This is a genomic window from Streptomyces sp. NPDC005774 (assembly GCF_042871645.1).
Lineage (GTDB): Bacteria > Actinomycetota > Actinomycetes > Streptomycetales > Streptomycetaceae > Streptomyces > Streptomyces pratens.
Genome location: NZ_JBIAIV010000014.1, coordinates 125,021 through 148,573, shown reverse-complemented (window position 1 = coordinate 148,573; position 23,553 = coordinate 125,021). Strand labels below are relative to the sequence as shown.

General features: G+C 71.9%; 20 protein-coding genes and 1 riboswitch. Of the genes, 16 read left to right on the top strand and 4 right to left on the bottom strand.

What is annotated here, in order from left to right:
• The first annotated feature begins 41 nt into the window (after positions 1–41).
• From ACFYQA_RS15910 to ACFYQA_RS15890, 5 genes are all read left to right on the top strand, one after another.
• On the top strand, positions 42–854 hold the full coding sequence (locus ACFYQA_RS15910) for a c-type cytochrome (protein ID WP_388917190.1): 813 nt from the start codon (positions 42–44) through the stop codon (positions 852–854).
• Positions 851–1,909 carry a Rieske 2Fe-2S domain-containing protein gene (locus tag ACFYQA_RS15905; RefSeq protein WP_388917187.1) on the top strand — a complete coding sequence of 353 codons (1,059 nt, stop codon included), beginning with the start codon at positions 851–853 and terminating at the stop codon, positions 1,907–1,909. The genes ACFYQA_RS15910 and ACFYQA_RS15905 overlap by 4 nt, the downstream gene beginning before the upstream one ends.
• The gene (locus tag ACFYQA_RS15900; protein ID WP_388917184.1) at positions 1,906–3,567 is read left to right on the top strand and encodes a cytochrome bc complex cytochrome b subunit; all 1,662 of its coding nucleotides are present in this window, start codon (positions 1,906–1,908) and stop codon (positions 3,565–3,567) included. Before ACFYQA_RS15905 ends, ACFYQA_RS15900 begins: the two co-directional genes overlap by 4 nt.
• 174 nt (positions 3,568–3,741) lie before the next feature.
• The gene (gene trpD, locus ACFYQA_RS15895) at positions 3,742–4,806 is read left to right on the top strand and encodes an anthranilate phosphoribosyltransferase (protein WP_388917181.1); all 1,065 of its coding nucleotides are present in this window, start codon (positions 3,742–3,744) and stop codon (positions 4,804–4,806) included.
• A 123-nt stretch (positions 4,807–4,929) separates the two neighbouring features.
• Positions 4,930–5,046: riboswitch (SAM riboswitch) on the top strand.
• Between the two features lie 344 nt (positions 5,047–5,390).
• Positions 5,391–6,857: an aminotransferase class V-fold PLP-dependent enzyme gene (locus ACFYQA_RS15890; protein ID WP_388917178.1), complete on the top strand. Its 1,467-nt coding sequence runs from the start codon at positions 5,391–5,393 to the stop codon at positions 6,855–6,857.
• Between the two features lie 251 nt (positions 6,858–7,108).
• On the opposite strand, the gene ACFYQA_RS15885 is transcribed toward ACFYQA_RS15890, so the two are convergent.
• Positions 7,109–7,390 carry an Lrp/AsnC family transcriptional regulator gene (locus ACFYQA_RS15885; RefSeq protein WP_055596069.1) on the bottom strand — a complete coding sequence of 94 codons (282 nt, stop codon included), beginning with the start codon at positions 7,388–7,390 and terminating at the stop codon, positions 7,109–7,111.
• On the bottom strand, positions 7,387–8,121 hold the full coding sequence (locus ACFYQA_RS15880) for a rhomboid family intramembrane serine protease (protein WP_388917175.1): 735 nt from the start codon (positions 8,119–8,121) through the stop codon (positions 7,387–7,389). The genes ACFYQA_RS15885 and ACFYQA_RS15880 overlap by 4 nt, the downstream gene beginning before the upstream one ends.
• A gap of 156 nt (positions 8,122–8,277) precedes the next feature.
• On the opposite strand from ACFYQA_RS15880, the gene ACFYQA_RS15875 reads away from it, so the two are divergent.
• From ACFYQA_RS15875 to ACFYQA_RS15855, 5 genes are all read left to right on the top strand, one after another.
• Entirely contained in the window at positions 8,278–8,517 is a 240-nt protein-coding gene (locus ACFYQA_RS15875) for a hypothetical protein (protein WP_042165845.1), read from the top strand.
• Between the two features lie 62 nt (positions 8,518–8,579).
• Positions 8,580–9,929, top strand: a complete 1,350-nt coding sequence (locus ACFYQA_RS15870; RefSeq protein ID WP_388917172.1) for an NYN domain-containing protein — start codon at positions 8,580–8,582, stop codon at positions 9,927–9,929.
• A 347-nt stretch (positions 9,930–10,276) separates the two neighbouring features.
• Positions 10,277–11,344: an NlpC/P60 family protein gene (locus ACFYQA_RS15865; protein ID WP_386400831.1), complete on the top strand. Its 1,068-nt coding sequence runs from the start codon at positions 10,277–10,279 to the stop codon at positions 11,342–11,344.
• Positions 11,345–11,606: 262 nt separating this feature from the next.
• Positions 11,607–12,632 carry an NlpC/P60 family protein gene (locus tag ACFYQA_RS15860; RefSeq protein ID WP_388917169.1) on the top strand — a complete coding sequence of 342 codons (1,026 nt, stop codon included), beginning with the start codon at positions 11,607–11,609 and terminating at the stop codon, positions 12,630–12,632.
• A gap of 122 nt (positions 12,633–12,754) precedes the next feature.
• Positions 12,755–13,960 carry a hypothetical protein gene (locus tag ACFYQA_RS15855; RefSeq protein WP_388917166.1) on the top strand — a complete coding sequence of 402 codons (1,206 nt, stop codon included), beginning with the start codon at positions 12,755–12,757 and terminating at the stop codon, positions 13,958–13,960.
• Positions 13,961–13,999: 39 nt separating this feature from the next.
• Here the strand turns inward: ACFYQA_RS15855 and ACFYQA_RS15850 are convergent, their stop codons facing one another.
• Positions 14,000–15,256 carry a glycosyltransferase 87 family protein gene (locus ACFYQA_RS15850; RefSeq protein WP_388917163.1) on the bottom strand — a complete coding sequence of 419 codons (1,257 nt, stop codon included), beginning with the start codon at positions 15,254–15,256 and terminating at the stop codon, positions 14,000–14,002.
• Between the two features lie 142 nt (positions 15,257–15,398).
• Between ACFYQA_RS15850 and ACFYQA_RS15845 the strand changes: the two genes are divergently transcribed.
• The gene (locus tag ACFYQA_RS15845) at positions 15,399–16,541 is read left to right on the top strand and encodes a glycosyltransferase family 4 protein (RefSeq protein WP_388917160.1); all 1,143 of its coding nucleotides are present in this window, start codon (positions 15,399–15,401) and stop codon (positions 16,539–16,541) included.
• A gap of 215 nt (positions 16,542–16,756) precedes the next feature.
• Here ACFYQA_RS15845 and ACFYQA_RS15840 read toward each other — a convergent pair whose 3' ends face one another.
• Positions 16,757–18,553, bottom strand: coding sequence for an AMP-dependent synthetase/ligase (locus tag ACFYQA_RS15840; RefSeq protein ID WP_388917157.1), 1,797 nt, complete (start codon positions 18,551–18,553; stop codon positions 16,757–16,759).
• Between the two features lie 311 nt (positions 18,554–18,864).
• On the opposite strand from ACFYQA_RS15840, the gene ACFYQA_RS15835 reads away from it, so the two are divergent.
• From ACFYQA_RS15835 to ACFYQA_RS15815, 5 genes are all read left to right on the top strand, one after another.
• Positions 18,865–19,662, top strand: a complete 798-nt coding sequence (locus tag ACFYQA_RS15835; RefSeq protein WP_388917154.1) for a metallophosphoesterase — start codon at positions 18,865–18,867, stop codon at positions 19,660–19,662.
• A gap of 121 nt (positions 19,663–19,783) precedes the next feature.
• A complete protein-coding gene (locus ACFYQA_RS15830; protein WP_388917151.1) occupies positions 19,784–20,299 on the top strand; it encodes an SRPBCC family protein in 516 nt (171 codons plus the stop codon).
• Between the two features lie 60 nt (positions 20,300–20,359).
• Positions 20,360–21,607 (top strand): ArsA family ATPase, encoded by a 1,248-nt coding sequence (locus ACFYQA_RS15825; RefSeq protein ID WP_388917148.1) that lies wholly within the window; start codon positions 20,360–20,362, stop codon positions 21,605–21,607.
• A gap of 57 nt (positions 21,608–21,664) precedes the next feature.
• Positions 21,665–22,336: a DUF5304 domain-containing protein gene (locus ACFYQA_RS15820; RefSeq protein WP_388917145.1), complete on the top strand. Its 672-nt coding sequence runs from the start codon at positions 21,665–21,667 to the stop codon at positions 22,334–22,336.
• 147 nt (positions 22,337–22,483) lie between these two features.
• The gene (locus tag ACFYQA_RS15815) at positions 22,484–23,437 is read left to right on the top strand and encodes an ROK family glucokinase (protein ID WP_388917142.1); all 954 of its coding nucleotides are present in this window, start codon (positions 22,484–22,486) and stop codon (positions 23,435–23,437) included.
• Positions 23,438–23,553: the final 116 nt, after the last annotated feature.

Genomic DNA, 23,553 nt, shown 5'->3' with positions numbered 1-23,553 from the left:
CAGAAGCATCGACGCAGAAGATCCTGACACCGGGGTAATCCGTGAAAAAGCTCTCCGCACGACGACGCCACCCGTTGGCGGCGCTCGTCGTTCTGCTCCTCGCGCTGGCATGCACCGGGGGGCTGTACGCCGTGTTCGCACCCGCGAGCAAGGCGCAGGCCGACGAAACCGCCCAATCCCTCACCATCGAGGAGGGCAAGAAGCTCTACGCGGTCGGCTGTGCCAGCTGCCACGGCACCGGTGGGCAGGGCACCACCGACGGTCCGAGCCTGGTGGGCGTGGGAGCGGCGGCCGTCGACTTCCAGGTGGCCACCGGCCGTATGCCGGCCGCCACCTCGCAGGCCGCGCAGCTTCCGAAGAAGAAGGCCGTCTACACCCAGGCCGAGATCGACCAGCTGGCGGCGTACATCGCCTCCCTGGGCGCCGGCCCGGCCGTTCCCACCGCTGAGCAGTACAGCCCCGAGGGCGCCGACATCGCCCAGGGTGGTCAGCTGTTCCGCAACAACTGCGCGCAGTGTCACAACTTCACGGGCAAGGGCGGTGCGCTCACGCACGGCAAGTACGCCCCGGACCTCGAGGGCGTGGACGCCAAGCAGATCTACCAGGCCATGCTGACCGGCCCGCAGAACATGCCTTCCTTCCCCGACGGTTCGCTGTCGGAGCAGAACAAGAAGGACATCATCGCCTACGTGCAGACGGTGAACGGCGATGAGACCGTGAGCCCCGGCGGCCTGTCGCTGGGCGGGCTCGGCCCGGTCTCCGAGGGTCTGTTCGCCTGGATCTTCGGACTCGGCGGGATGATCGCGGTCGCCGTCTGGGTCGCCGCTCGGACCGCAAAGGCCAGGAAGTCATGAGTACCCAAGAGACTCCCGAAGAGAAGCTGCCCGCAGGGCAGGACACCGCGCACGGCGCGGTGCGTGTCGCGGACGAGAAGAACCCGTTCGCCGACCCGGGGCTGCCGCCCCACGAGCCGCGGGTCCAGGACATCGACGAGCGGGCCGCCAAGCGGTCCGAGCGTACGGTCGCCCTGCTGTTCACGCTGTCGATGCTGGCCACCGTCGGCTTCATCGCGTCGTTCGTGACGATCCCGGTCGACCAGTCCGTCTACATCTTCCCGATCGGTCACATCAACGCGCTGAACTTCGCGCTCGGTATGACCCTCGGCATCGCTCTGTTCGCCATCGGAGCCGGCGCGGTCCACTGGGGCCGCACGCTGATGTCGGACCACGAGCTCGCCGACGAGCGGCACCCGGTCGCCGCGTCGCCGGAGGTCCGCGAGAAGGTCATGGAGGACTTCCGCCAGGGCGCGAAGGAGTCCGTGGTCGGACGGCGCAAGCTGATTCGCAACACGATGTTCGGCGCGCTGGCCCTGGTCCCGCTCTCCGGCGTGGTCCTGCTGCGCGACCTCGGTCCGCTGCCCGAGACCAAGCTCCGCCACACGGCGTGGAAAAAGGGCAAGCTGCTCGTCAACATGAACACGAACGAGCCCATGCGGCCGTCCGACATCATCGTGGGCTCGCTGACCTTCGCCCAGCCCGAGGGCCTGGACCCGCACGAGCACGGGTTCATGAACGAGATCGCCAAGGCCGCCCTGATGATCGTCCGTATCCAGCCGGAGGACATCAAGGACAAGCGCGAGCTCGAGTGGTCGCACGAGGGTATCGTCGCGTACTCGAAGATCTGCACCCACGTGGGCTGCCCGATCTCCCTGTACGAGCAGCAGACGCACCACGCGCTGTGCCCCTGCCACCAGTCCACCTTCGACCTCTCCGACGGGGCCCGGGTCATCTTCGGTCCCGCCGGTCACGCCCTGCCGCAGCTGCGTATCGGTGTGAACGACGAGGGCTATCTCGAAGCGCTCGGCGACTTCGAAGAGCCCGTCGGTCCGTCCTTCTGGGAGCGCGGATGAGTACCACGACCAGCACCACGAATCCGTCCGGCGCCGAGGGGCCGGGCCGTTCCCGCGGGAAGGCCCCGGCCGGCGAACGCGTCGCGGACTGGGCCGACGGCCGGCTGGGGATCTACTCCCTGGCCAAGGCCAACATGCGCAAGATCTTCCCCGACCACTGGTCGTTCATGCTGGGTGAGATCTGCCTCTACAGCTTCATCATCATCATCCTCACGGGTGTGTACCTGACGCTGTTCTTCCACCCGTCGATGAACGAGGTGGTGTACCACGGCAGCTACGTCCCCATGCAGGGACAGCTGATGAGTGAGGCGTACAAGTCGACGCTGGACATCAGCTTCGACGTCCGTGGCGGTCTGCTGATCCGGCAGCTCCACCACTGGGCCGCGCTGATCTTCCTGGCCGGCATGTTCGTGCACATGATGCGCGTGTTCTTCACCGGCGCGTTCCGCAAGCCGCGTGAGATCAACTGGCTGTTCGGCTTCCTGCTGTTCGTCCTGGGCATGTTCACCGGTTTCACCGGCTACTCGCTCCCGGACGACCTGCTCTCCGGCACCGGTATCCGCTTCACGGAGGGCGCGGTCCTGTCCGTGCCGATCGTCGGCACGTATCTCGCGTTCTTCATCTTCGGCGGGGAGTTCCCGGGGGACGACTTCATCGCCCGGTTCTACTCGGTCCACATCCTGCTGCTGCCGGGCATCATGCTCGGTCTCGTGGTGGCGCACCTGATCCTGGTCTTCTACCACAAGCACACGCAGTTCGCGGGCCCCGGCAAGACCAACAAGAACGTCGTGGGCATGCCGCTGCTGCCGGTGTACATGGCGAAGGCCGGAGGCTTCTTCTTCCTGGTCTTCGGCGTGCTGTGCGTCGTCTCGGCGGTCGCGACGATCAACCCGATCTGGAACATCGGCCCCTACCGGCCGGACATGGTCTCCACCGGAGCCCAGCCCGACTGGTACATGGGCTTCTCCGAGGGCCTGGTCCGTGTGATGCCGGGCTGGGAGATCAACTTCTGGGGTCACACGCTCGCCCTGGGTGTGTTCGTCCCGCTGATGATCTTCCCGATGGTCCTGGTGTCCATCGCGGTCTACCCGTTCATCGAGTCCTGGATCACCGGCGACAAGCGCGAGCACCACATCCTGGACCGCCCGCGCAACGCGCCGACCCGCACCGCCTTCGGTGTCGCGTGGATGGCCTGGTACTTCGTGCTCCTCGTCGGCGGCGGCAACGACCTGTGGGCGACGCACTTCAACCTGTCGATCAACGCGATCACCTGGTTCGTGCGCATCGGCTTCTTCGCCGTGCCGGTGGCCACGTTCATCATCACCAAGCGGATCTGCCTCGGCCTCCAGCGCCGGGACAAGGACAAGGTGCTGCACGGCCGCGAGTCGGGCATCATCAAGCGCCTGCCGCACGGTGAGTTCATCGAGGTCCACGAGCCGCTCAGCCAGGAGCAGCTGCACACCCTCACGGCGCACGAGCAGTACCAGCCGGCCGAGATCGGCCCGCTCGTCGACGAGAACGGTGTCGAGCGCAAGGTGAAGCCGCTCGAGAAGCTGCGCGCCAAGCTCAGCGAGGGCTACTACGGCGGGGAGTCCCAGATTCCGAAGCCGACCGTCGAGGAGTACAAGGAGATCACGAGCGGCCACGGCCACCACTGATCCCCCGCACCGCCTCAACCGCCTTCCCAAGGCAACCGAGTCGCCACACGACTGCGCAGGGCCCCCGTCCGAGGACCGGACGGGGGCCCTGCGTCGTGCCCCCGGATCGATAGGGTGGGGACGAAACCCCTACCCATCCGTCTGCCGAAGACGTCGAGGACCCAGGAGCGGCTGATGAGCGCTGTGACCCCCGCTGGAGGCAACCCCGCGGCGGACCGCTCCTGGCCCGCCCTGCTGAACGGCCTGCTCGACGGCCACGACCTGTCCGCCGACGACACCGCCTGGGCGATGGACCTGATCATGCGCGGTGAGGCCACCGACGCGCAGATCGCCGGGTTCGCCGTGTCCCTGCGGGCCAAGGGCGAGACCGTCGAGGAGATCACCGGCTGCGTCCGGGCGATGTACGACCACGCCATCGGCATCGAGGTGCCCGGGCGGACCGTCGACATCGTCGGTACCGGCGGCGACGGCGCCAGGACGGTGAACATCTCCACGATGTCCTCCGTCGTCATCGCCGGCACCGGGGCGAAGGTCGTCAAGCACGGCAACCGGGCCGCCTCCTCCGCGTCCGGCGCCTCCGACGTCCTGGAGAAGCTCGGCGTCAACCTGGAGCTGACCCCGCAGCGGGTCGCCGAGGTCGCCGAGGAGGCCGGGATCACCTTCTGCTTCGCGGTGAAGTTCCACCCGGCGCTGCGCCATGTGGCGGCCGCGCGGGGCCAGCTGGGCGTCCGGACGGTGTTCAACTTCCTCGGCCCGTTGGCCAACCCGGCCCGGGTCAGGGCCCAGGCCGTCGGGGTCGCCGACCCGAGGATGGCTCCGATCATGGCCGGTGTGTTCGCCGGACGCGGCCACTCCTCGCTGGTGTTCCGCGGCGACGACGGTCTCGACGAGCTGACCACCACCGGCCCCTCGACGGTGTGGGTGGTCCGGGACGGACAGGTGACCGAGGAGCGCTTCGACCCGCGCGACGTCGGTCTCGAGCCGGTGCCGCTGGAGGCCCTGCGCGGCGCCGACGCGTCGTACAACGCGGAGGTCGCCCGGCGGGTGCTGGACGGCGAACACGGCCCGGTGCGGGACGCGGTGCTGCTGAACTCGGCGGCGGCGCTGGTGGCGCTCGAACCGGGCACCGGGACGCTGGCGGAGCAGATCGGGGCAGGGATGGCCAAGGCCGCCGAATCGATCGACTCGGGCGCCGCCCGGCGGGTTCTGGAGCGCTGGGTGCTGGCCAGCAACGCGTGAGCCGTACGTCCTGAGTCATACGTCCTGAGTCATACGTCCTGGGCCACCGGCGCGGTCCGGATCCGTCCAGGATCCGGACCGCGCCTTGCGCGTACGGGGCTGTGTTGGCAAGATCTCGGACCAGGTCATGAGCGACAGCCATCAGGCCCCGGCCGGCTGTCCGGCAACCCTCCGTCCGTGGCGGGGTGCCCCGGGTGAGGACCAGGCCGTGAGCAGCAGGGCTCGCGGCAAGCGCGGACCCCTCGCACTCGATCGAGTGACACACCAGGGGTCCTGGTCGTTCGAGGGAGCCTTCCGTGAGCAAGCGAATGTGTTAGGGCCTGTCCGGCGGATCATGCCGGAGGCGCGGGGCTCGGCACGACCTTCTCCGCGTCGCAGCTGAACGCACCGGTCCCCGCTCGCCCCAGTGGGACGGATGCCGCCGGCCCCCTCCGACGTGATCCGCAGAACAGGTCCCGAGGCGTTTCCGCCGGCCGTTCCGAGGCCGGGGGACCCCGCCTTCGCAGATTCCCCGTCACCTTCTCCCACGCTCGAGCCGTGTGCGCTCGCGTGGTGATTCCGCCTGCTTCCACGGGAGTTCAGCCATGTCCGTTTCCACCGTCGCCACCGCCACCGCCACCGCCACCGCCACCGCCACCGCCACCGCTACCGTCGCCACCGCCACCGCCGCCGCCGACGGCCCGTCCGGCTGCGCCCCGCTGCCCGTGCTCGGCCGGGACGTCACCGTGCCCCTCGTCACCGGCGGGGAGGTCACCTACGCCGCGCTCGACCACGCCGCCAGCGCCCCGGTGCTCCAGCGGGTGTGGGACGAAGTGGCCGCGTACGCGCCCTACTACGGCAGCGTCCACCGCGGCGCCGGGTACCTCTCCCAGCTCTCCACCGAGCTGTTCGAGAACGCCCGCCGGACCGTCGCCGAGTTCCTCGACTGCCGCGACGGGGACCAGGTGGTCTTCACCCGGTCCACCACCGACTCGCTCAACCTGCTCGCCGCCGCCCTCCCGGACGACTGCCAGGTCTTCGTCTTCGAGACCGAGCACCACGCCGCCCTGCTGCCCTGGGGGTCCCCCCACGCCGCAAGGCGTGGGAGGAGCGGTGCCCGCGTCACCTTCCTCGACGCCCCGGACAGCCCGGAGCAGGCCGTACGGACCCTGGAACACGCCCTCGCCGCCCGCGACCCCCACGACCCCGCCCTGGTCTGCGTCACCGGCGCCTCCAACGTCACCGGCGAGCTGTGGCCCGTACGCGAGCTGGCCGCCGCCGCCCACGCGCACGGCGCCCGGATCGTCCTGGACGCCGCCCAGTTCGCCCCGCACCACGCGGTGAGCGTGCGTGACCTGGACGTCGACTGGGTCGCCTTCTCCGGGCACAAGCTGTACGCCCCGTTCGGTGCCGGTGTCCTGGCCGGCCGCGCCGACTGGCTGCGGGAGGCCGAGCCCTACCTCGCGGGGGGCGGCGCCAGCCGCAAGGTCGCCCGGCGCGAGGACGGGGGAGTGGACGTCCAGTGGCACGACAGCGCCGCCCGCCACGAGGCCGGCTCGCCCAACGTCATCGGCGCCCACGCCGTCGCCTCGGCCTGCAAGGCGCTCGCCGAGGCCGGGTTCGGCACGCTGGCCGCCCACGAGGAGCAGCTGATCCGCACCGTACGGGACGGGCTCGCGGACGTGCCCGAGGTGCGGTTCCTGTCCCTGTTCGGGGACGACGCACCGCGCGTCGGCGTGCTCTCCTTCGTTGTCGACGGCTGGAACAGCTCCCACTTCGCCGCGGCCCTCTCCGCCGAGTACGGCATCGGCGTACGGGACGGACTGTTCTGCGCCCACCCGCTGCTGCGCGCCCTGCTCGGCGGCGATCCGCAGAACCAGGGAGAGTGCGGCGCACCCGAGGCGGCGCCCGGTGAGACGTCCCTCGACGCGGTCCGCGTCAGCTTCGGCGCGGGCACGCCGGACGAACACGTGGAGCGCTTCGTCCGCGCCGTCCGGGAACTCGTGCGCGGCGGCGCCCGCTGGAACTACCGGACGGTCGACGGCCGCTGCGTGCCGGACACCTCCGCCTGAGTGCCGGTCGCCTGTCCCGGTACGCGCGCCCCGCCGGGCACCGCCCGCCGGACGGCGGGGGCCGCGGGAGAGGGTGCGGCCGGGGCCGCCCTCCGGCGGTTGAAAATCATGGGACCGATCCTGCGGACCGGACCGGACGGCATGGATGAGCCCCGGACGAAGAACTCTTCATCCTCGGCCCTTCACGGCTGCCCGGGACGCCTCGGGCGCCCCGGCACTCCCACCGCGCAGGCCCTCCCGGTCCGGGCCGGTCAGTTGTCGAGGCCGATCGCGAACGCGGCCTCCAGGTCGTGCTGCGAGTACGTGCGGAACGCCACGTGCGTGTCCGTCCCCTCCACGCCCGGGATCTTGTTGATCCGGCCCGGGATGACCTCCGCCAGGTCCTCGTGCTCCTTGACCCGGACCATGGCGATCAGGTCGTAGGTCCCGGTGACGGAGAAGACCTCGCTGACGCTGTCCAGCGCGGCGATCCGCTCCGCGATCTCGGGGATCCGGTCCACGCTGGTCTTGATGAGGACGATCGCGGTGATCACTGCTGGTTCTCTCCCTCGGGGGCCGGAGCCGGTGCGCTTCTCACTGTAGTCGCCCCCGTGGAACGCGCCCACGCCCAGCAGAAGCCCAGCCCGAAGCCCACCAGGTGGGCCAGATACGCCACTCCCGGCCCGTCGGAGGCCTGCCCCGCCGCCAGCCACTGCAGCGCCACCCAGAACGGCAGTACCACCCACGCAGGGAAGCGCACCGGCAGAAAGAACAGGAACGGCAGCAGACTGGTCACCCGCGCCCGGGGAAACAGGAAGAGGAACGCGCCGAGGATCCCCGAGATCGCCCCCGAGGCGCCGACCAGGGACTGCTCCGAGTCCGCGTTGGCCACGGCGTACCCGAGCAGGGCGAGGTGCCCGCAGCCGACGTAGAACAGGGTGAACCGCAGGCGGCCCATGCGGGCCTCGGTCATCCTCCCGAAGACGTGGAGGAAGAGCATGTTGCCGAGCAGATGCACCCAGCTGCCGTGGACGAACAGGGCTGTGGCCGGAGTGAGGGCACTCCACGGGGACCCTTCGAACAGGTCTGCGGGAATCACCCCCCAGCGGCGGAAGTAGCCACGCTGCGCGGCGAGCAGCTCGTCCCCGGTCCCATACCCCGGATCGAGTCCCGAGGCCGGCCCGATCAGGAAGACCAGGCAGCATACGGCGATGAGGGTATGGGTCACCGGTGCCGACGGGCGCCTCAGCGCCCCGGCAGCCTCAGTGCCCCAGTTGCGGATCATGGACACAGAGCATGACGTAAGCGGACGCAACCGCACAGACCGCCTCGCCGCCGTGGACGGGCGGGCGGTGAAGACCAGCCAGGCCGTAGGGTTATGTGCCAGACGCGCCGGGTGCCCGCCGCGTCACGGACACTGGAAGGAAGGCGAACAGCCACGATGACGGTCCCCCTGCCGACTGCCTCGACGCGGTGGCGTTGCACCCTCTGCGGCAACCTCACCCGTTTCGACGTGACCCGCTCGTCCAAGGTCGTGGAGTACGTCCACCTCGACCTGGCCGGGGAGCCGAAGGTCGAGGAGCGCGAGGTCCTCGGTGAGACGATCGAGTCGGTGCGGTGCCGCTGGTGCAACGCCGTGGATCAGGTGGAACTCGTCGACAGGCCGGGCGCCGGCTCCTGAGGGAGCGGGCCCCGCCCAGGGACCCCGCACACGGGGTCGGACACAGGCATGGGGTGTGACGGATGGTGGAGACCGCGGACGGGGGGTCGGAGGACGGCGCCGCCGAGGTGTTCGACCGTCCACTGTCCGACGGCGTGCGCCGCCGGGTCGTCCAGATCGTTTCCGACGGCTTCGGCCGACTGACCGTCTCCGAGCTGCCCGCCCAGCTCAGGCAGTACGCCCGGTTCACCCCGACCCGCCGCGCCAAGTTCGCCGGCAACGCGATGGCCGCCGCCCTGGAGACCGAGCCGCTGTTCCGCCAGCGCATCGGGGAGCAGCTGAGAGAGGCCCAGCCGGAACTGGCCCGCGCTCTCGACTCAGGCTCCCCGCCTCCGGCCGCGGACCCGCTGGACGTGGCGGCCGCGGCCTATGTCATACGGCCGCCGGACTGGGTGAAACTGGTGACCGCCGCGGGTGAGGAGGCCCAACGGGCCGACGCCGAGCGGGCCGACGACGAGACCCGGGCCGAGCTGGAGCGGCTGCGCGGGGAACTCGCCCATGCCCGCGAGCACACCAGGTCCGAGACCGAGCGGCTGCGTACCGACCTGGAAGCCGCCAGGAAAGAAGCGGACTCCCTGCACCGCAAGCTGCGGTCCGCGCTCAGCGACGTCAAGCGCGGTGCGGCCGCGCTGCGCAAACTGCAGGGCGAGATGGAAGCCCTCCGCGCGGACGGGCAGGCCCAGGTGTCCGCCGCCGAGAGCGAGTCCCGGCGGCTCAAGGCGCGCCTCGGCGAGTCGGAGGCCGCTCTGGAGGCCGCCCGCCGGGCCGCCCGGGAGGGGCGCAGCGTCGAGGACATGCGGGTACGGCTGCTCCTGGACACCGTACTGGAGGCCGCCCAGGGGCTCCGTCGCGAACTCGCGCTGCCTCCCGTGTCCGTCCGGCCCGCCGAGACCGTGGACGCCGTCGAGCCCGGCAGCATGTCCCCCAAGGACATCGCCGCCCGTGCGCTGTCCGAGGGCGACCCGGCCATCCTCGACCAGCTGCTGGCGCTGCCGCAGGCGCATCTCGTCGTCGACGGCTACAACGTGACCAAGACCGGCTACCCCCAGATGCCCCTGGAGAAGCAGCGGTTGAGGATCCTGGGCCAGCTCGCCCGGCTCGCCGCGCAGACCGGCGCCGAGGTGACCTGCGTCTTCGACGGAGCCGAACTGGCCGCTCCCGTCCTGCTCGCGCCGCCGCGGGGAGTGCGTGTGCTGTTCTCCAAGCCGGGCGTCACCGCCGACGAACTGATCCGCCAGCTGGTCCGCGCCGAGCCACCGGGGCGGCCCGTCATCGTCGTCTCCACCGACCGTGAGGTCGCCGACGGGGTCGCCCGCGCGGGAGCCCGCCCGGTCGCCTCCGCGGTCCTGCTGAAGCGGTTCTCCCGGGCGTAGGACCTGTCCGACAGGCTCTGCGGCCCGCGCCGGCCCCGGGGCCGCAAAGTGCGGTACGTCCCATCCGGAACGTAAGCCCCAACAGCAACGTACCCGCCGATTGCCCGAATTGGCACGATGTTGACGCAACGTAGCGTCAAGGTGATATCACTGCAGGTGAGTTGAGGGTAAAGAAACATACTGTGACAGAGAATTCATGTCCGGGGATTTGAACTGATCACAAGAGAATCACTAGGGTCGGAGCTCGAACCTCCGCTCGGTTGATCGTTCACATGGGGTGGCGACGGCGGAGGCCCCCGCCCACCGGCGTGTCGGTAGGCGGCTGGAGGAAGAAGGAGCTCGCCTCCGTGGCGTCCCACCGTCGTCCCAAGCAGCCGAATCGGGCACGTGTCACAGTGCTCACCACCGCTGCCGCAGCTGCCGTCGTCCTGAGCTCGCAGGCCGCCAACGCGGCCCCCAGTGAGAAGCCGAGCAAGGGCGAGGTGAAGGCCAAGGTCGACAAGCTCTACCAGCAGGCGGAGCAGGCCACCGAGAAGTACAACGGCGCCAAGGAGAAGCAGGAGAAGCTCCAGAAGGAGATCTCCACGATCCAGGACAACGTCGCCAAGGGCCAGCAGGAGCTCAACGAGCTGCGCGACGGCCTCGGTTCGATGGCCAGCGCCCAGTACCGCAGCGGCGGCATCGACCCCTCGCTCCAGCTCTTCCTCTCCGCCGACCCGGACGACTACCTCGACAAGGCGTCCGCCCTCGACCAGCTGAGCACCCAGCAGGTCGACGCGCTCAAGGAGATCCAGGAGAAGCAGCGCGAGCTCGCCCAGCAGCGCTCCGAGGCCTCCGAGAAGCTCAAGGACCTCTCCTCCACCCGCACCGAACTGGGCAAGAAGAAGACGGAAGTCCAGAGCAAGCTCGGTGCCGCGCAGAAGCTGCTCAACACCCTCAGCGCCGAGGAGAAGGCACAGCTCGCCGAAGAGGAGGACCGCGCCACCCGCACCAGCGAGCGGGAGGTCCTCAAGGCCACCAACACCGACACCGGCAGCTCCACCCCGGTCGGCAGCGGCTCCGGCCGCGCCGGTGCCGCCTTCGCCGCCGCCCAGAGCAAGCTCGGCTCCCCGTACGTCTACGGTGCCACCGGCCCGTCCTCCTACGACTGCTCGGGCCTCACCTCCTGGGCCTACGCCCAGGCCGGCGTCTCCATCCCGCGTACCTCCGAGTCGCAGACCGGCGCAGGCACCAAGATCTACTCGACCAGCCAGCTCCAGGTCGGCGACCTGGTCTTCTTCTTCAACGACCTGCACCACGTGGGTCTCTACGCGGGCAACGGCCAGATCATCCACGCCCCGCGCAGCGGCACCGTCGTCCGCTACGAGTCGATGAACACCATCGGCGGCCCGTTCATGTTCGGCGTCCGCGTCTGACGTTCCGCCGGAGCCCGTGCCGGCCCCGGCCAGGGGCGGCACGGGGTTCACGCCGGTCCTGCCCGACCGCTTCCGGACCCGGACGCGTGCCCCCGTTCGGGGGAATCGCGCCACCGCCGCCCGGCCCCGCGCCCCGCCTGTGACCTGCGTCGGAGGCGGGGCGTCACGGTGTGTGGCCGCCGAGGCCGTTGGTCGGCCGCCCGCCCCACGGCTACTGTCTCCCGCGTTTCCCCGTCCGTCAGCGGAAGGAGCGCGGTTCCCCGTGGGGTCCCATCGCCGCCTTGCACCGTCCCCCGGCCCCGACCGGGGCACCACCGTCGCCGTAGGGCTCCTGTCCGTGGCGGCAGCCGCCCTCGGAGCCGTACCGGCCACGGCCACCCCGCACGAGGACCCCAGGACCGAGGTGGACCGCCTCTACGCGGAGGCCGAGCGGGCGACCGAGGCGTACAACAAGGCCGACGAGCGCGCGGACACCCTGCGGGGGCAGGTCAACGCGGCCCAGGACGAGATTGCCCGGCAGCAGGACCGCGTCAACGGCATGCGGGAGTCGCTGGGTTCGCTGGCCGGCGCCCAGTACCGCTCCGGCGGGCTCGACCCGTTCCTCGCGCTGCTGTTCTCCGACGACCCCGAGGAATACCTCGAGCGGGCCTCGGTGCTCGACCGGCTCACCGCCCGTCAGGCCGGCGAACTGAGGGGGCTCGAGGAGGCCGTGCGCACCCTGGACCAGGACCGTGCGGAGGCCTCCCGCAAGCTGGGTGAGCTGGACCGCAGCCGCAAGGCGGTCGCCGCCCACAAGAAGACCGTCGAGCGCAAGCTCGCCCAGGCCCGGCGGCTGCTCAACGCCCTCCCCGACGACGAACGTGCCGCTCATGAGCGGGCGGCCCGCTCCGGCCGAGGCGCGGACCTGCCCGGCCTGCCCGGCCCGGACGGCGCCGTCGTCTCCGGCCGCGCGGCAGCCGCCGTCGCAGCCGCCCGCTCCGCCCTCGGCAAGCCCTACGCCTGGGGCGCCAACGGGCCCTCCGGGTTCGACTGCTCCGGTCTGACGCAGTGGTCGTACGCGCAGGCCGGGGTCGCCCTCCCGCGGACCTCGCAGGCCCAGCGGTACGCCGGCACGCAGGTACCGCTCTCCCAGGCCCGCCCCGGCGACCTGGTCGTCTACCGGGCCGACGCCGGCCACGTCGGCATGTACATGGGCAACGGCCAAGTGATCCACGCGCCCTACCCCGGCGCCCCCGTCCGCTACGACCCGGTCGGGATGATGCCCGTCTCGTCGGTCACCAGGGTCTGACCGGAACGGGCGGCCACGACGGGCCGACCGGGGCCACCGGGGCGGCCGGTCGCGAGAGGCCTGCCGGGGCCGTGGGTCCAGGCGGTCTGACCCGAACGGCCCGGCGCCCGTACCCTCCAAGGGTGGCTGGACGAAGGTGGGTGCCCGGGGCGCCGGTGGCGGTGGTGCGGTGCCTGCTGCTCGTCTCCCTGCTCGTCGCCCTGGTCGCGTGCGGCCAAGGGCCGGCCGTCGACAGCGCCCGCGCCGAGGTGCAGGCCCTGCTCGACCGGCGGGCCGGTGCCGTCCTCGGCGAGGACGCCGCCGCCTACGCCCGTACCGGCACCCGGGCCGGATACGACAGCCTGCGCGAAGTGCCGCTGGCCGACTGGAGCTACCGGGTCAACGCCGTGCACCGCACCGGCGACACCGCCACCGTCGACGCCGACCTCGGCTACCGCGTCGAGGGCTACGACCCGGCCCCCGTCACCACCGCCCGCACCCTGCGCCTGAGCCGGGACGAGGACGGCCGGTGGGCCGTCGTCTCCGACCGGCCGGCCGGGAAATCCGGCCGCCAGTTGTGGGACCAGGGAGCGGTGCGCGCCGTGCACGGAGAACGGAGCCTGGTGCTCGGCGTCGGGCAGACCGACGTGAAACTGCGCGACTACGCGGCGCTGGCCGACCTGGCGGTGCCCGCCGTGTCGGACGCCTGGGGATCGGGCTGGGCGCGGCGGGTCGTCGTCCTGGTCCCGGGGTCCCTGGAGGACATGGCGGGACTGCTGGGCTCGCCCGCCTCCTCCTACCGGGGCATCGCGGCCGTCACCACCGGCGAGACCGGAGCCGACGCACAGGCGCCCGCGGACCGGGTCGTCGTCAACCCGGACGCCTTCGGACTGCTCGGCGACTCGGGCCGGCAGGTCGTCGTCACCCACGAGACCACCCACGTCGCCACCCGCGCCCACACCACCGCCGCGACCCCGCTGTGGCTGTCGGAGGGCTTCGCCGACTGGGTCGGCTACCGGGGCGGCGACCGCATCCCGGCCGAGGCGGCGCCGGAACTCGCCCGCGCGGTGCGCCACGGCGAGGTGCCCTCCGGGCTGCCGGCCGACGACGACTTCGGCTTCACCGACGACGCCGACGGCCTCGCCCGCGCCTACGAGAGCGGCTGGATGGCCTGCCGCCTCGTCGCCGAGCACTGGGGCGAGGAACGGCTCGGCGCCTTCTACCGGGCCGTGGGCGCGCACGGACAACGGGACGGCGCGGTGGAGGACGCGATGCGGCGGGTCCTCGGCACCACACCGGAGGAGTTCACCATGCGATGGCAGGGCTACTTGCGCGAGCAGTTCGGCTGAGGCACGGGCACAGGCGCGGGGACAGCGTCGGGGGAGGGGTCAGGGGGAGGCCGGCGCCTTCTCGGTGCGGGCCGCCGGAGCGGGGACCGGGGCGGACGGGAGCCCGTGCGTGACCGTCGAGCGCCACAGGGTACGAGCGGCGAGGAACGTGGCCGCCACCAGCAGGCCGTTGCGCACGAACAGCAGGGTGACGCCGAGCGCGTCACTGGCCACGACATGTGCGAACCACAGCGGGAACTCCAGCACCGTCACGAAGGAGGCGACCAGCACCAGGACCACCGGCACCCGCATCCGGCTCGCCCGATGGCACAGACAGACCGCGGCGAGCCCGACCAGCCACACCACGTACTGCGGGCTGATCACCCGGCTGGTGGTGGTGAACATCAGCACCGCCACGAACGCGGCGTCGGCGAAGGTGTGCGGCTCGAAACGGCGGGCCAGCAGCCGCCACAGCACCAGCCAGGCCAGCGCCGCCCCACTCAGGAACATCGCGCCCGCGCTGACCCCGTCCACGTACGGGCCGAGGAACTCCACCGAGCCGTAGTTCAGCAGCACCTCGCCGTCCCAGCCGTAATGCCGGGCGACATGGAAGACCAGCGCGCCCAGCGACTCCACCTCCGTGCCCCGGTCGCGCTGGAAACCCAGGAACGCGAACGCGCCCGGCATCAGGGCCGCGGACACGGCCGCCACGCCGGCCCCGGTCACCACGGCCGACACCCACGCGGAACGCCGGCGGACACCGAGCAGCAGCATCGCCGGCCACACCTTCAGCAGCGCGCCGAACGCCGCCAGCGCCCCCAGCAGCCGGGGACGCCGGGGCCCGGCCAGCAGCGCGGCCACCGCCACCGCGGTCACCATCACGTCGTAGCGGGCGTACACCGTCGGCCCGAGGAGCGGCACGCCCGCCACCCACACCCAGGCACCGAGCCGGGTCCGGCCCGGCCGCCCGCCCGCGTACAGCAGCAGGACCAGGGTGGCCAGGTCGGCGAGGAACACCAGGACGAAGAACGCCGTCGCGTACTCCAGGAACGGCAGCAGGCCGGGGGAGAGGATCGCCAGCGCCGCCGCGGGCGGGTACTGCCAGGTGACGTCGTCCAGCGGGAACGTTCCGGCACGCAGGACGTCGTACCAGCCCTGGTAGATCACGGACACGTCGCTGGTGACGTCCGGGCCGGGGAAGACGATCACCTTCAGGACGAACAACAGCAGCAGCGCTCTCGTCAGTCCCCACACCAGCAGAGGCCGGAACACCGCCTGTCGGCGCGCCGGGTACCCGCGCGAGCCCGTCGTGTCCACGTGATCCCTGCCCGTCCATGCGTGTCCGTACGCGTCCGTGCGTCGTCCCGAGGGGCCATGATGTCCCGCGCCCCTGAGAGAGTGCCACAACGGCCCGCCGCGCCCACGGCCCGGACACACCGGTTCGGTAGGGTCTGCCACGATGCGAAAGACCCTGATCGTGACCAACGACTTCCCGCCCAGGCCGGGCGGTATCCAGGCGTTTCTGCACAACATGGCGCTGCGCCTCGATCCCGCGCAGCTCGTCGTGTACGCCTCGACCTGGAAGCGCTCCCGGGAGGGTGTCCGGGCGACCGCCGCCTTCGACGCCGAGCAGCCCTTCACCGTCGTACGCGCCCGTACGCCGATGCTGTTGCCGACCCCGCAGGCGACCCGGCAGGCCGTCGGGCTGCTGCGCGAACACGGGTGCACCTCGGTCTGGTTCGGGGCGGCGGCGCCGCTCGGGCTGATGGCACCGGCGCTGCGCCGGGCGGGCGCCGAGCGGATCGTGGCCACCACCCACGGCCACGAGGCGGGCTGGGCCCAGCTGCCCGCGGCCCGGCAGCTGCTGCGCCGGATCGGGGAGTCCACGGACACCATCACCTACCTCGGTGAGTACACGCGCTCACGGATCGCCGGTGCGCTCACACCCGAGGCTGCCTCGCGGATGGTGCAACTGCCGCCCGGGGTCGACGAGAAGACGTTCCACCCCGGCTCCGGCGGCCACGAGGTCCGGGCCCGGCTCGGCCTGACGGACCGTCCGGTGGTCGTCTGCGTCTCCCGGCTGGTGCCGCGCAAGGGGCAGGACACGCTGATCCGCGCGATGCCCGCGATCCTCGCCGCCGAGCCGGACGCCGTCCTGCTGATCGTCGGCGGCGGGCCCTACGAGAAGGACCTGCGCCGCCTCGCGCACGACACCGGGGTGGCCGGCTCCGTCCGTTTCACCGGAGCCGTGCCCTGGTCCGAGCTGCCCGCCCACTACGGCGCCGGCGACGTCTTCGCGATGCCGTGCAGGACCCGGCGCGGGGGACTGGACGTCGAGGGGCTGGGGATCGTCTACCTGGAGGCTTCCGCGACCGGCCTGCCCGTCGTCGCCGGCGACTCCGGCGGCGCCCCCGACGCGGTCCTCGACGGCGGGACCGGCTGGGTCGTCCGCGGCGACACCCCCGCCGAGTCCGCCGACCGCGTCATCACCCTCCTGGCCGACCCCGAACTCCGCCACCGCATGGGGGAACGGGGCCGAGCCTGGGTCGAACAGAAGTGGCGCTGGGACCTCCTGGCAGAAACCCTGAAGACCCTGCTTTAACCGGCTTCGGGAAGAGTGGGCCCCTCCGGCGTTCGAGGAGCGGGGCCCGGGGCAGCGCCCCCGGGAAGGGAAAGGAAGGGACGGGGCGGCGAGGGCGGAAGGCCCCGCCTCGCCCGCGGCACCCGCCCTCCCCCACCGCAACGCGGGCCCCCGCACACCAGGGAGCCCGCGCCATGACCAGCCGTCAACCGCCGGCCACCGGCCGGTCCCGAGCCCTACTTCGAGTAGATCGCCTCGATCTCGTGAGCGAAGTCCTTCGCCACCACGTTCCGCTTCAGCTTCAACGACGGAGTCAGATGGCCCGACTCCTCCGTGAACTGCGAAGGCAGCACCCGGAACTTCCGCACCGACTCCGCCTTGGAGACCGCCGCGTTCCCGTCGTCGACAGCCGTCTGAATCGCGGCGAGCAGCTCGGGATCCTCGCTCAGCGACACCGCCGTCGACCCCTCGGGCTTCCCGTGCTCCGCCACCCAGCGGCCCAGGAAATCCTCGTCGAGCGTGACCAGCGCGCCCACGAACGGCCGCCCGTCGCCGACGACCATGCACTCCGCGACCAGCGCGTGCGCGCGGATCCGGTCCTCGATCACCGCCGGGGCGACGTTCTTGCCGCCCGCCGTGACGAGGATCTCCTTCTTGCGGCCGGTGATCCGCAGATACCCGTCCTCGTCGAGGGTGCCGATGTCTCCCGTGTGGAACCAGCCGTCGGCGAGCGCCTCCGCGGTCGCGCCCGGGTTGTTCCAGTACTCCTTGAACAGGTGCTCGCCGTGCAGCAGTACCTCGCCGTCGTCGGCGATACGGACCACCGAGCCGGGCAGCGGCTGCCCGACCGTGCCGATCTTCTGCCGGTCCCAGGGGTTGAACGTGGTGGCCGCGCACGACTCGGTGAGCCCGTAGCCCTCCAGCACCGTGAAGCCGATGCCGCGGAAGAAGTGGCCGAGACGCTCGCCCAGCGGGGCGCCGCCGGAGATGGCGGCCTCGCCGCGCCCTCCGAGTACCGCGCGCAGCTTGCCGTACACGAGTCTGTCGAACACCTTGTGCTTGATCTTCAGGCCGAGGGACGGCCCCGACGGGGTGTCCAGCGCCTTGCTGTACGCGATCGCGGTGTCCGCGGCCTTGTCGAAGATCTGGCCCTTGCCGTCGGCCTGGGCCTTGGCGCGCGCCGAGTTGTAGACCTTCTCGAAGACCCGCGGCACGCCCAGGATCAGCGTCGGCCGGAACGAGGCCAGTTCGTCGGTGAGTTGCTTGATGTCGGGGACGCAGCCCAGCTTGATCGGCGCGATCATCGGCGCGATCTGCACCAGGCGGCCGAAGACGTGCGCGAGCGGAAGGAAGAGCAGGACCGAGCACTCGCCGGTACGGAACAGCGGACGCAGCCGTTCCACTATGTTGCCGCACTCGGCGAAGAAGCTGCGGTGGGTGAGCACACAGCCCTTGGGGCGGCCGGTGGTCCCGGAGGTGTAGATGATGGTCGCCGGGTCGTCGGCGCCGGCGACGGAGCTGCGTTCCTCGAGCGTCTCGTCGGCCACGTCCTGGCCCAGGCGGCCCAGCTCCTCCACCGCGCCGCGGTCGATCTGCCACACGTGCTTCAGAGCGGGCAGCCGGTCGCGCACCGACTCGACGGTGACGGAGTGACCGTCCGACTCCACCACACAAGAGGTGGCACCGGAGTCGCCGAGGATCCAGGCCACCTGCTCCGCCGAGCTCGTCTCGTACACCGGCACCGTGACCGCGCCGGCGCTCCAGATCGCGAAGTCGAGCAGCGTCCACTCGTAGCGGGTGCGCGACATCAGGGCGACCCGGTCGCCGGGCTGGACGCCGGAGGCGATGAGTCCCTTGGCGGCCTCGCGCACCTCGGCGAGGAAGACGGTGGCCGTCACGTCCTGCCACACGCCGGCGACCTTGCGGGCCATGACGGCGACATCGGGATGCTGCGCGGCGTTTCTGCGGATTATATCGGTCAGATTTCCGTCCGCAGGGACCTCGTACAAAGCAGGAAGGCTGAACTCGCGCAAGACTGCTGCTCCTCTTAGGGCGCCGGCGCCACGACGGTGTGGGATGCGACGACAGCGCGGTCCAAGGCTCGGGCGGGTGCTCGAGGATTCACCTGTTGAAACCCTGAGCACGAGTGGACTGCCCGGACGTTACCCGCCGGTATGGCCGGAACGACAGGGGGGCCCGTTGAGATGTTCGCTGTGTCACACACGTTGGTGAACGGGTTGATTGCCATCGCGCACAGTAGTCCACCCCCTTGAAAGGGAGCCACCGGCCGCCGGTTCGGCCGCCCCTGTTCACAAGGGCCGCGCTCTGGCTACGCTTGATCGCCATGGCATCCACACCGGCCGGAAACCGCCGTACGCGCGTTCATGTGGTCAGTGACGTCCATGGCAACGCCCGTGACCTGGCCACGGCCGGTGACGGCGCCGACGCCCTGATCTGCCTGGGCGACCTGGTGCTCTTCCTCGACTACGCCGACCACTCGCGCGGCATCTTCCCCGACCTGTTCGGCATCGAGAACGCCGACCGCATCGTGGAACTGCGCACCGCCCGCCGCTTCGAGGAGGCGCGCGACTTCCAGGCCCGGCTGTGGGCGGGCATCGGCGCGGACCGCGCCTCGGCGATCCGGAGGGCGGTGCGCAAGCAGTACGCCGAGCTGTTCGCCGCCTTCCCCGCCCCCACGTACGCCACGTACGGCAATGTCGACATACCGACCCTCTGGCCGGAGTACGCCGGACCCGGCACCACCGTCCTCGACGGCGAGCGGGTGGAGATCGGCGGCCGGGTCTTCGGCTTCGTCGGCGGCGGACTGCGCACGCCCATGCGCACGCCGTACGAGATCAGCGACGAGGAGTACGCGGCGAAGATCGAGGCCGTCGGCGAGGTCGACGTGCTGTGCACGCACATCCCGCCGGAGGTCCCGGAACTGGTGTACGACACCGTCGCACGCCGTTTCGAGCGCGGCAGCCGCGCCCTGCTGGACGCCATCCACCGCACCCGGCCCCGGTACGCGCTGTTCGGGCATGTGCACCAGCCGCTGGTCCGGCGTATGCGGGTGGGGGCCACCGAGTGCGTGAACGTGGGGCACTTCGCGAGCCGCGGCCGGCCCTGGGTTCTCGAATGGTGAGGATGTCCCAGGTCGGGTGACTTGCGCCGGCGGGGTGCGCGATAGCCTTTCGCTGCACGGGCGTGCGCGTGGGCCGCGCACGGCGATCCGACTACGGCCCGCATCTGGAGGAGCCACGGCGATGGCGGAACACACCAGCTCGAGCATCACGATCGAGGCGGCACCGGCCGAGGTCATGGGGGTGATCGCCGACTTCGCCCGCTATCCGGACTGGACCGGCGAGGTGAAGGAGGCGGAGGTCCTCGCAACCGACGGCCGGGGCCGTGCGGAGCAGGTACGCCTCGTCATGGACGCCGGCGCGATCAAGGACGACCAGACCCTCGCGTACACCTGGACCGGTGAACACGAGGTGTCCTGGACACTGGTCAAGTCCCAGATGCTGCGCTCCCTGGACGGCTCCTACCTCCTGAAGCCGGCCGGCGCGGGCGCCACCGAGGTCACCTACCGGCTCACCGTCGACGTCAAGATCCCGATGCTCGGCATGATCAAGCGCAAGGCCGAGAAGGTCATCATCGACCGGGCCCTGGCGGGACTGAAGAAGCGGGTGGAGGCCGGCGAGGAGCCGGGTACCGACACCGGGGCCGGGCCCGGCACCGAACCGGGAACCGGGTCCGGCGGGAAGCCGGACGCCGAGTAGCGCGCTGTCGCTCTTCCGGCCGGTCGGACGCGGGTGCGTGCACCGGTAGCGTTCACCCTCATGCGTACCCTCCTGATCACGGGCCCCGGCGGCAGCGGACGTACCACCGTCGCGGCGGCCACCGCGCTCGCCGCCGCTCGTGCGGGCACCCGCGTCCTGCTGCTCGGCACGGACCGGACGGACACGCTGGGCGCGGTGCTGGGCACGCCCGTCGGCGCCGCGCCCGTCGAGGTCGCCGAGGGCCTCACCGCGCGACGGGTCGACGCCGGTGAGGACTTCCGCGCCGACCTGGCCGCACTGCAGGACCGGGCCGCCTCGGCGCTCGGCCTGCTCGGCGCGTCCCGGCTCGACCCCGAGGAGTTCGGCCCGCTGCCCGGCGCCGAGGAACTCTCCGTACTGCGTGCCCTGCGGGACGCCGCACTGTCCCGGGCGTACGACCTGCTCGTCGTCGACCTGCCGCCCGCCGAGCGGGCCCTGGCCCTGTTCGCCCTCCCCGAGGACCTCCGCCGCGCCCTGCGCAGGCTGCTCCCGCCGGAACGCCAGGCCGCCCGCGCCCTGCGCCCCGTGCTCGGCCGCCTCGCCGGGGTCCCGATGCCCGCGGAATGGCTGTACGGGACGGCCGCCCGGTGGGACACCGAACTGGCCGCCGTCGAAGCCGTCCTCGCCGACCGGGACACCACCGTACGGCTGGTCGCCGAACCCGGCCCCGCCGGCGACGAGGCCGTACGCACCGCGGGACTCGGCCTCGCCCTGCGCGGACTGCGCACCGACGTGCTGGTCGCCGGCCGGGTACTGCCCGAGGGCGTCGGGGACGGCTGGCTCGCCGGCCCGGTCGCCCAGCAGCGCAAGACGCTGGACGAGTGGCGCCAGACGTACGACGTCCACCCCGTCGCCCACCTCGGCCGTGACCCGCGCGGCCCGGACGACCTGACCGCGCTCGCCGTACCGGGCGTGCCCGCCGCGCCCGGCGCATCCGCATCCGCCGCGTCCGGCGCCACGGTGGGGCCCGCGGCGGCCGAGTGGCCCGTCACCGGCCTCCCCCACTCTCGGATCCGCTCGAGCGGGGGGACCCCCACCGCCGACGACGGCGTCCTGGTCTGGCACATCCCGCTGCCCGGCGCCCGGCGCGAGGAACTGGACCTGATCCGGCACGGCGACGAAATCGCCGTCACCGCAGGACCGTTCCGGCGGACGGTCCCGCTGCCCTCCGCGCTGCGCCGCTGCACCGTCGACGGCGCGGCCCTGCGCGAGGGCGAACTGCGCATCCGGTTCCGGCCGGATCCGCGGCTGTGGCCGCGCACCCCGTGAAGCCGGTACCCCCGTTCAGGTACCGTCGGAAGGGCCGACCGTAGTCAGGAGTCCGTCATGAGCGAACAGCTCCCCCCGCCCGACGACACCGGGGACGAGCCCGTGGGCGGTTCCGCGTCCGACGCGAGCACGACCGCCGCCGACGAGGTACGGCCCGGTGACTCCGACGTAAGGGCCGCCGACGCGGACGCCTGGGCGACGGCGTGCGCCGAGGACCTCGAGGAGGAGAAGGCCCGCCGCCGCGCCCGGTACGGGCCGCCCCCCGTGTCGGCCGCCGAGGAACTGCGCAAGCTCGTCGACGTGGTCGCGGAGAAGTTCGACCGGCTCACCGGGCTCGGGTCGCCGCTGTTCGGCGCGGTCGCCGGACCGGCGGCGCAGCAGGCGGTGCGCCAGGCCGTCCAGCAGGCCAAGGCGGCCGTGGAACCGGTCGTCGAACGCAACCCGGACGTCTTCGACCACCTCGCCGCCGCCGGCAACGAACTCCTCGCCGCCTACCGCTCCGCGGTCCAGGACCAGGAGCGCCGCTGGACCACCCGCGACACCCGCCCCTGGGACCCGGACGAGGCCAAGGACGACAAGGGCACCAAGGACGACAAGGGCACCAAGGACCCCGCGGACGCCACGGACGGGAGCCGGGAGCACGACGGCGACGGCGCCACGGGCGACGACCACCGCCGCGACCGGGGCGACGAGCCCGGCTCCGGCGGGGAGCGCATCGACCTGGACTGAGGAGCGGTGACGGCCCGGGGACCCCGGCCGGCGGAGATCCACCGGAAGGGCCCCGGAGACCTGCGCAGGTGTCCCGTACCGGGAAGCCGGCCCCAGGGCCTCGGGTACCGTGGGCGGTAGCGGGGCTCGACCGGAACTGAGGGATTCATGGGACTCACCATCGGCGTCGACATCGGCGGCACCAAGATCGCGGCCGGCGTGGTCGATGAGGACGGCAACATCCTCTCGGTCCACAAGGTGCCGACCCCGGGCACGCCCGAGGGCATCGTGGACGCCATCGCCTCCGCGGTGGAGGGCGCACGCGCGGGGAACGAGATCGTCGGCGTGGGAATCGGTGCGGCCGGATACGTCAACCGCCAGCGCTCGACGGTGTACTTCGCCCCCAACATCGACTGGCGCCAGGAGCCGCTGAAGCAGAAGGTCGAGGCCCGCGTGGGGCTCCCGGTCGTCGTGGAGAACGACGCGAACGCGGCGGCCTGGGGCGAGTACAAGTTCGGCGCCGGCAAGGGCCACCGCAACGTCATCTGCATCACGCTCGGCACCGGCCTCGGCGGCGGTGTCATCATCGGCAACAAGCTGCGCCGGGGCCACTTCGGCGTGGCCGCGGAGTTCGGGCACATCCGGATGGTCCCGGACGGTCTGCTGTGCGGCTGCGGTTCGCAGGGCTGCTGGGAGCAGTACGCCTCCGGCCGCGCCCTCGTCCGGTACGCCACCCAGCGCGCCAACGCGACCCCGGAGAGCGCGGAGACGCTGCTCGCCCTCGGCGACGGCACCCCCGAGGGCATCGAGGGCAAGCACGTCTCCGTGGCCGCCCGTCAGGGCGACCCGGTGGCCGTCGACTCCTACCGCGAGCTGGCCCGCTGGGTCGGCGCCGGCCTGGCCGACCTGGCCTCCCTCTTCGACCCCTCCGCCTTCATCGTCGGCGGCGGCCTCTCCGACGAGGGGGAACTGCTCCTCGACCCGATCCGCAAGTCGTACAAGCGCTGGCTGGTGGGCGGCAACTGGCGCCCGGTCGCCGACGTCCGGGCCGCCGAGCTCGGCAACAAGGCCGGCCTGGTGGGCGCGGCGGACCTGGCCCGGGAACCCGACCCGGTGATGTGACCTCCGCACCCACACATGCGCACGGCGGCGCCCGCCCGACCCCTCCGGGGACGGCGGGCGCCGCCGTATTCGGGGAGGGCGAGCCCCGCGGTGCGCATGTGTGGGTGCCCGCGCGC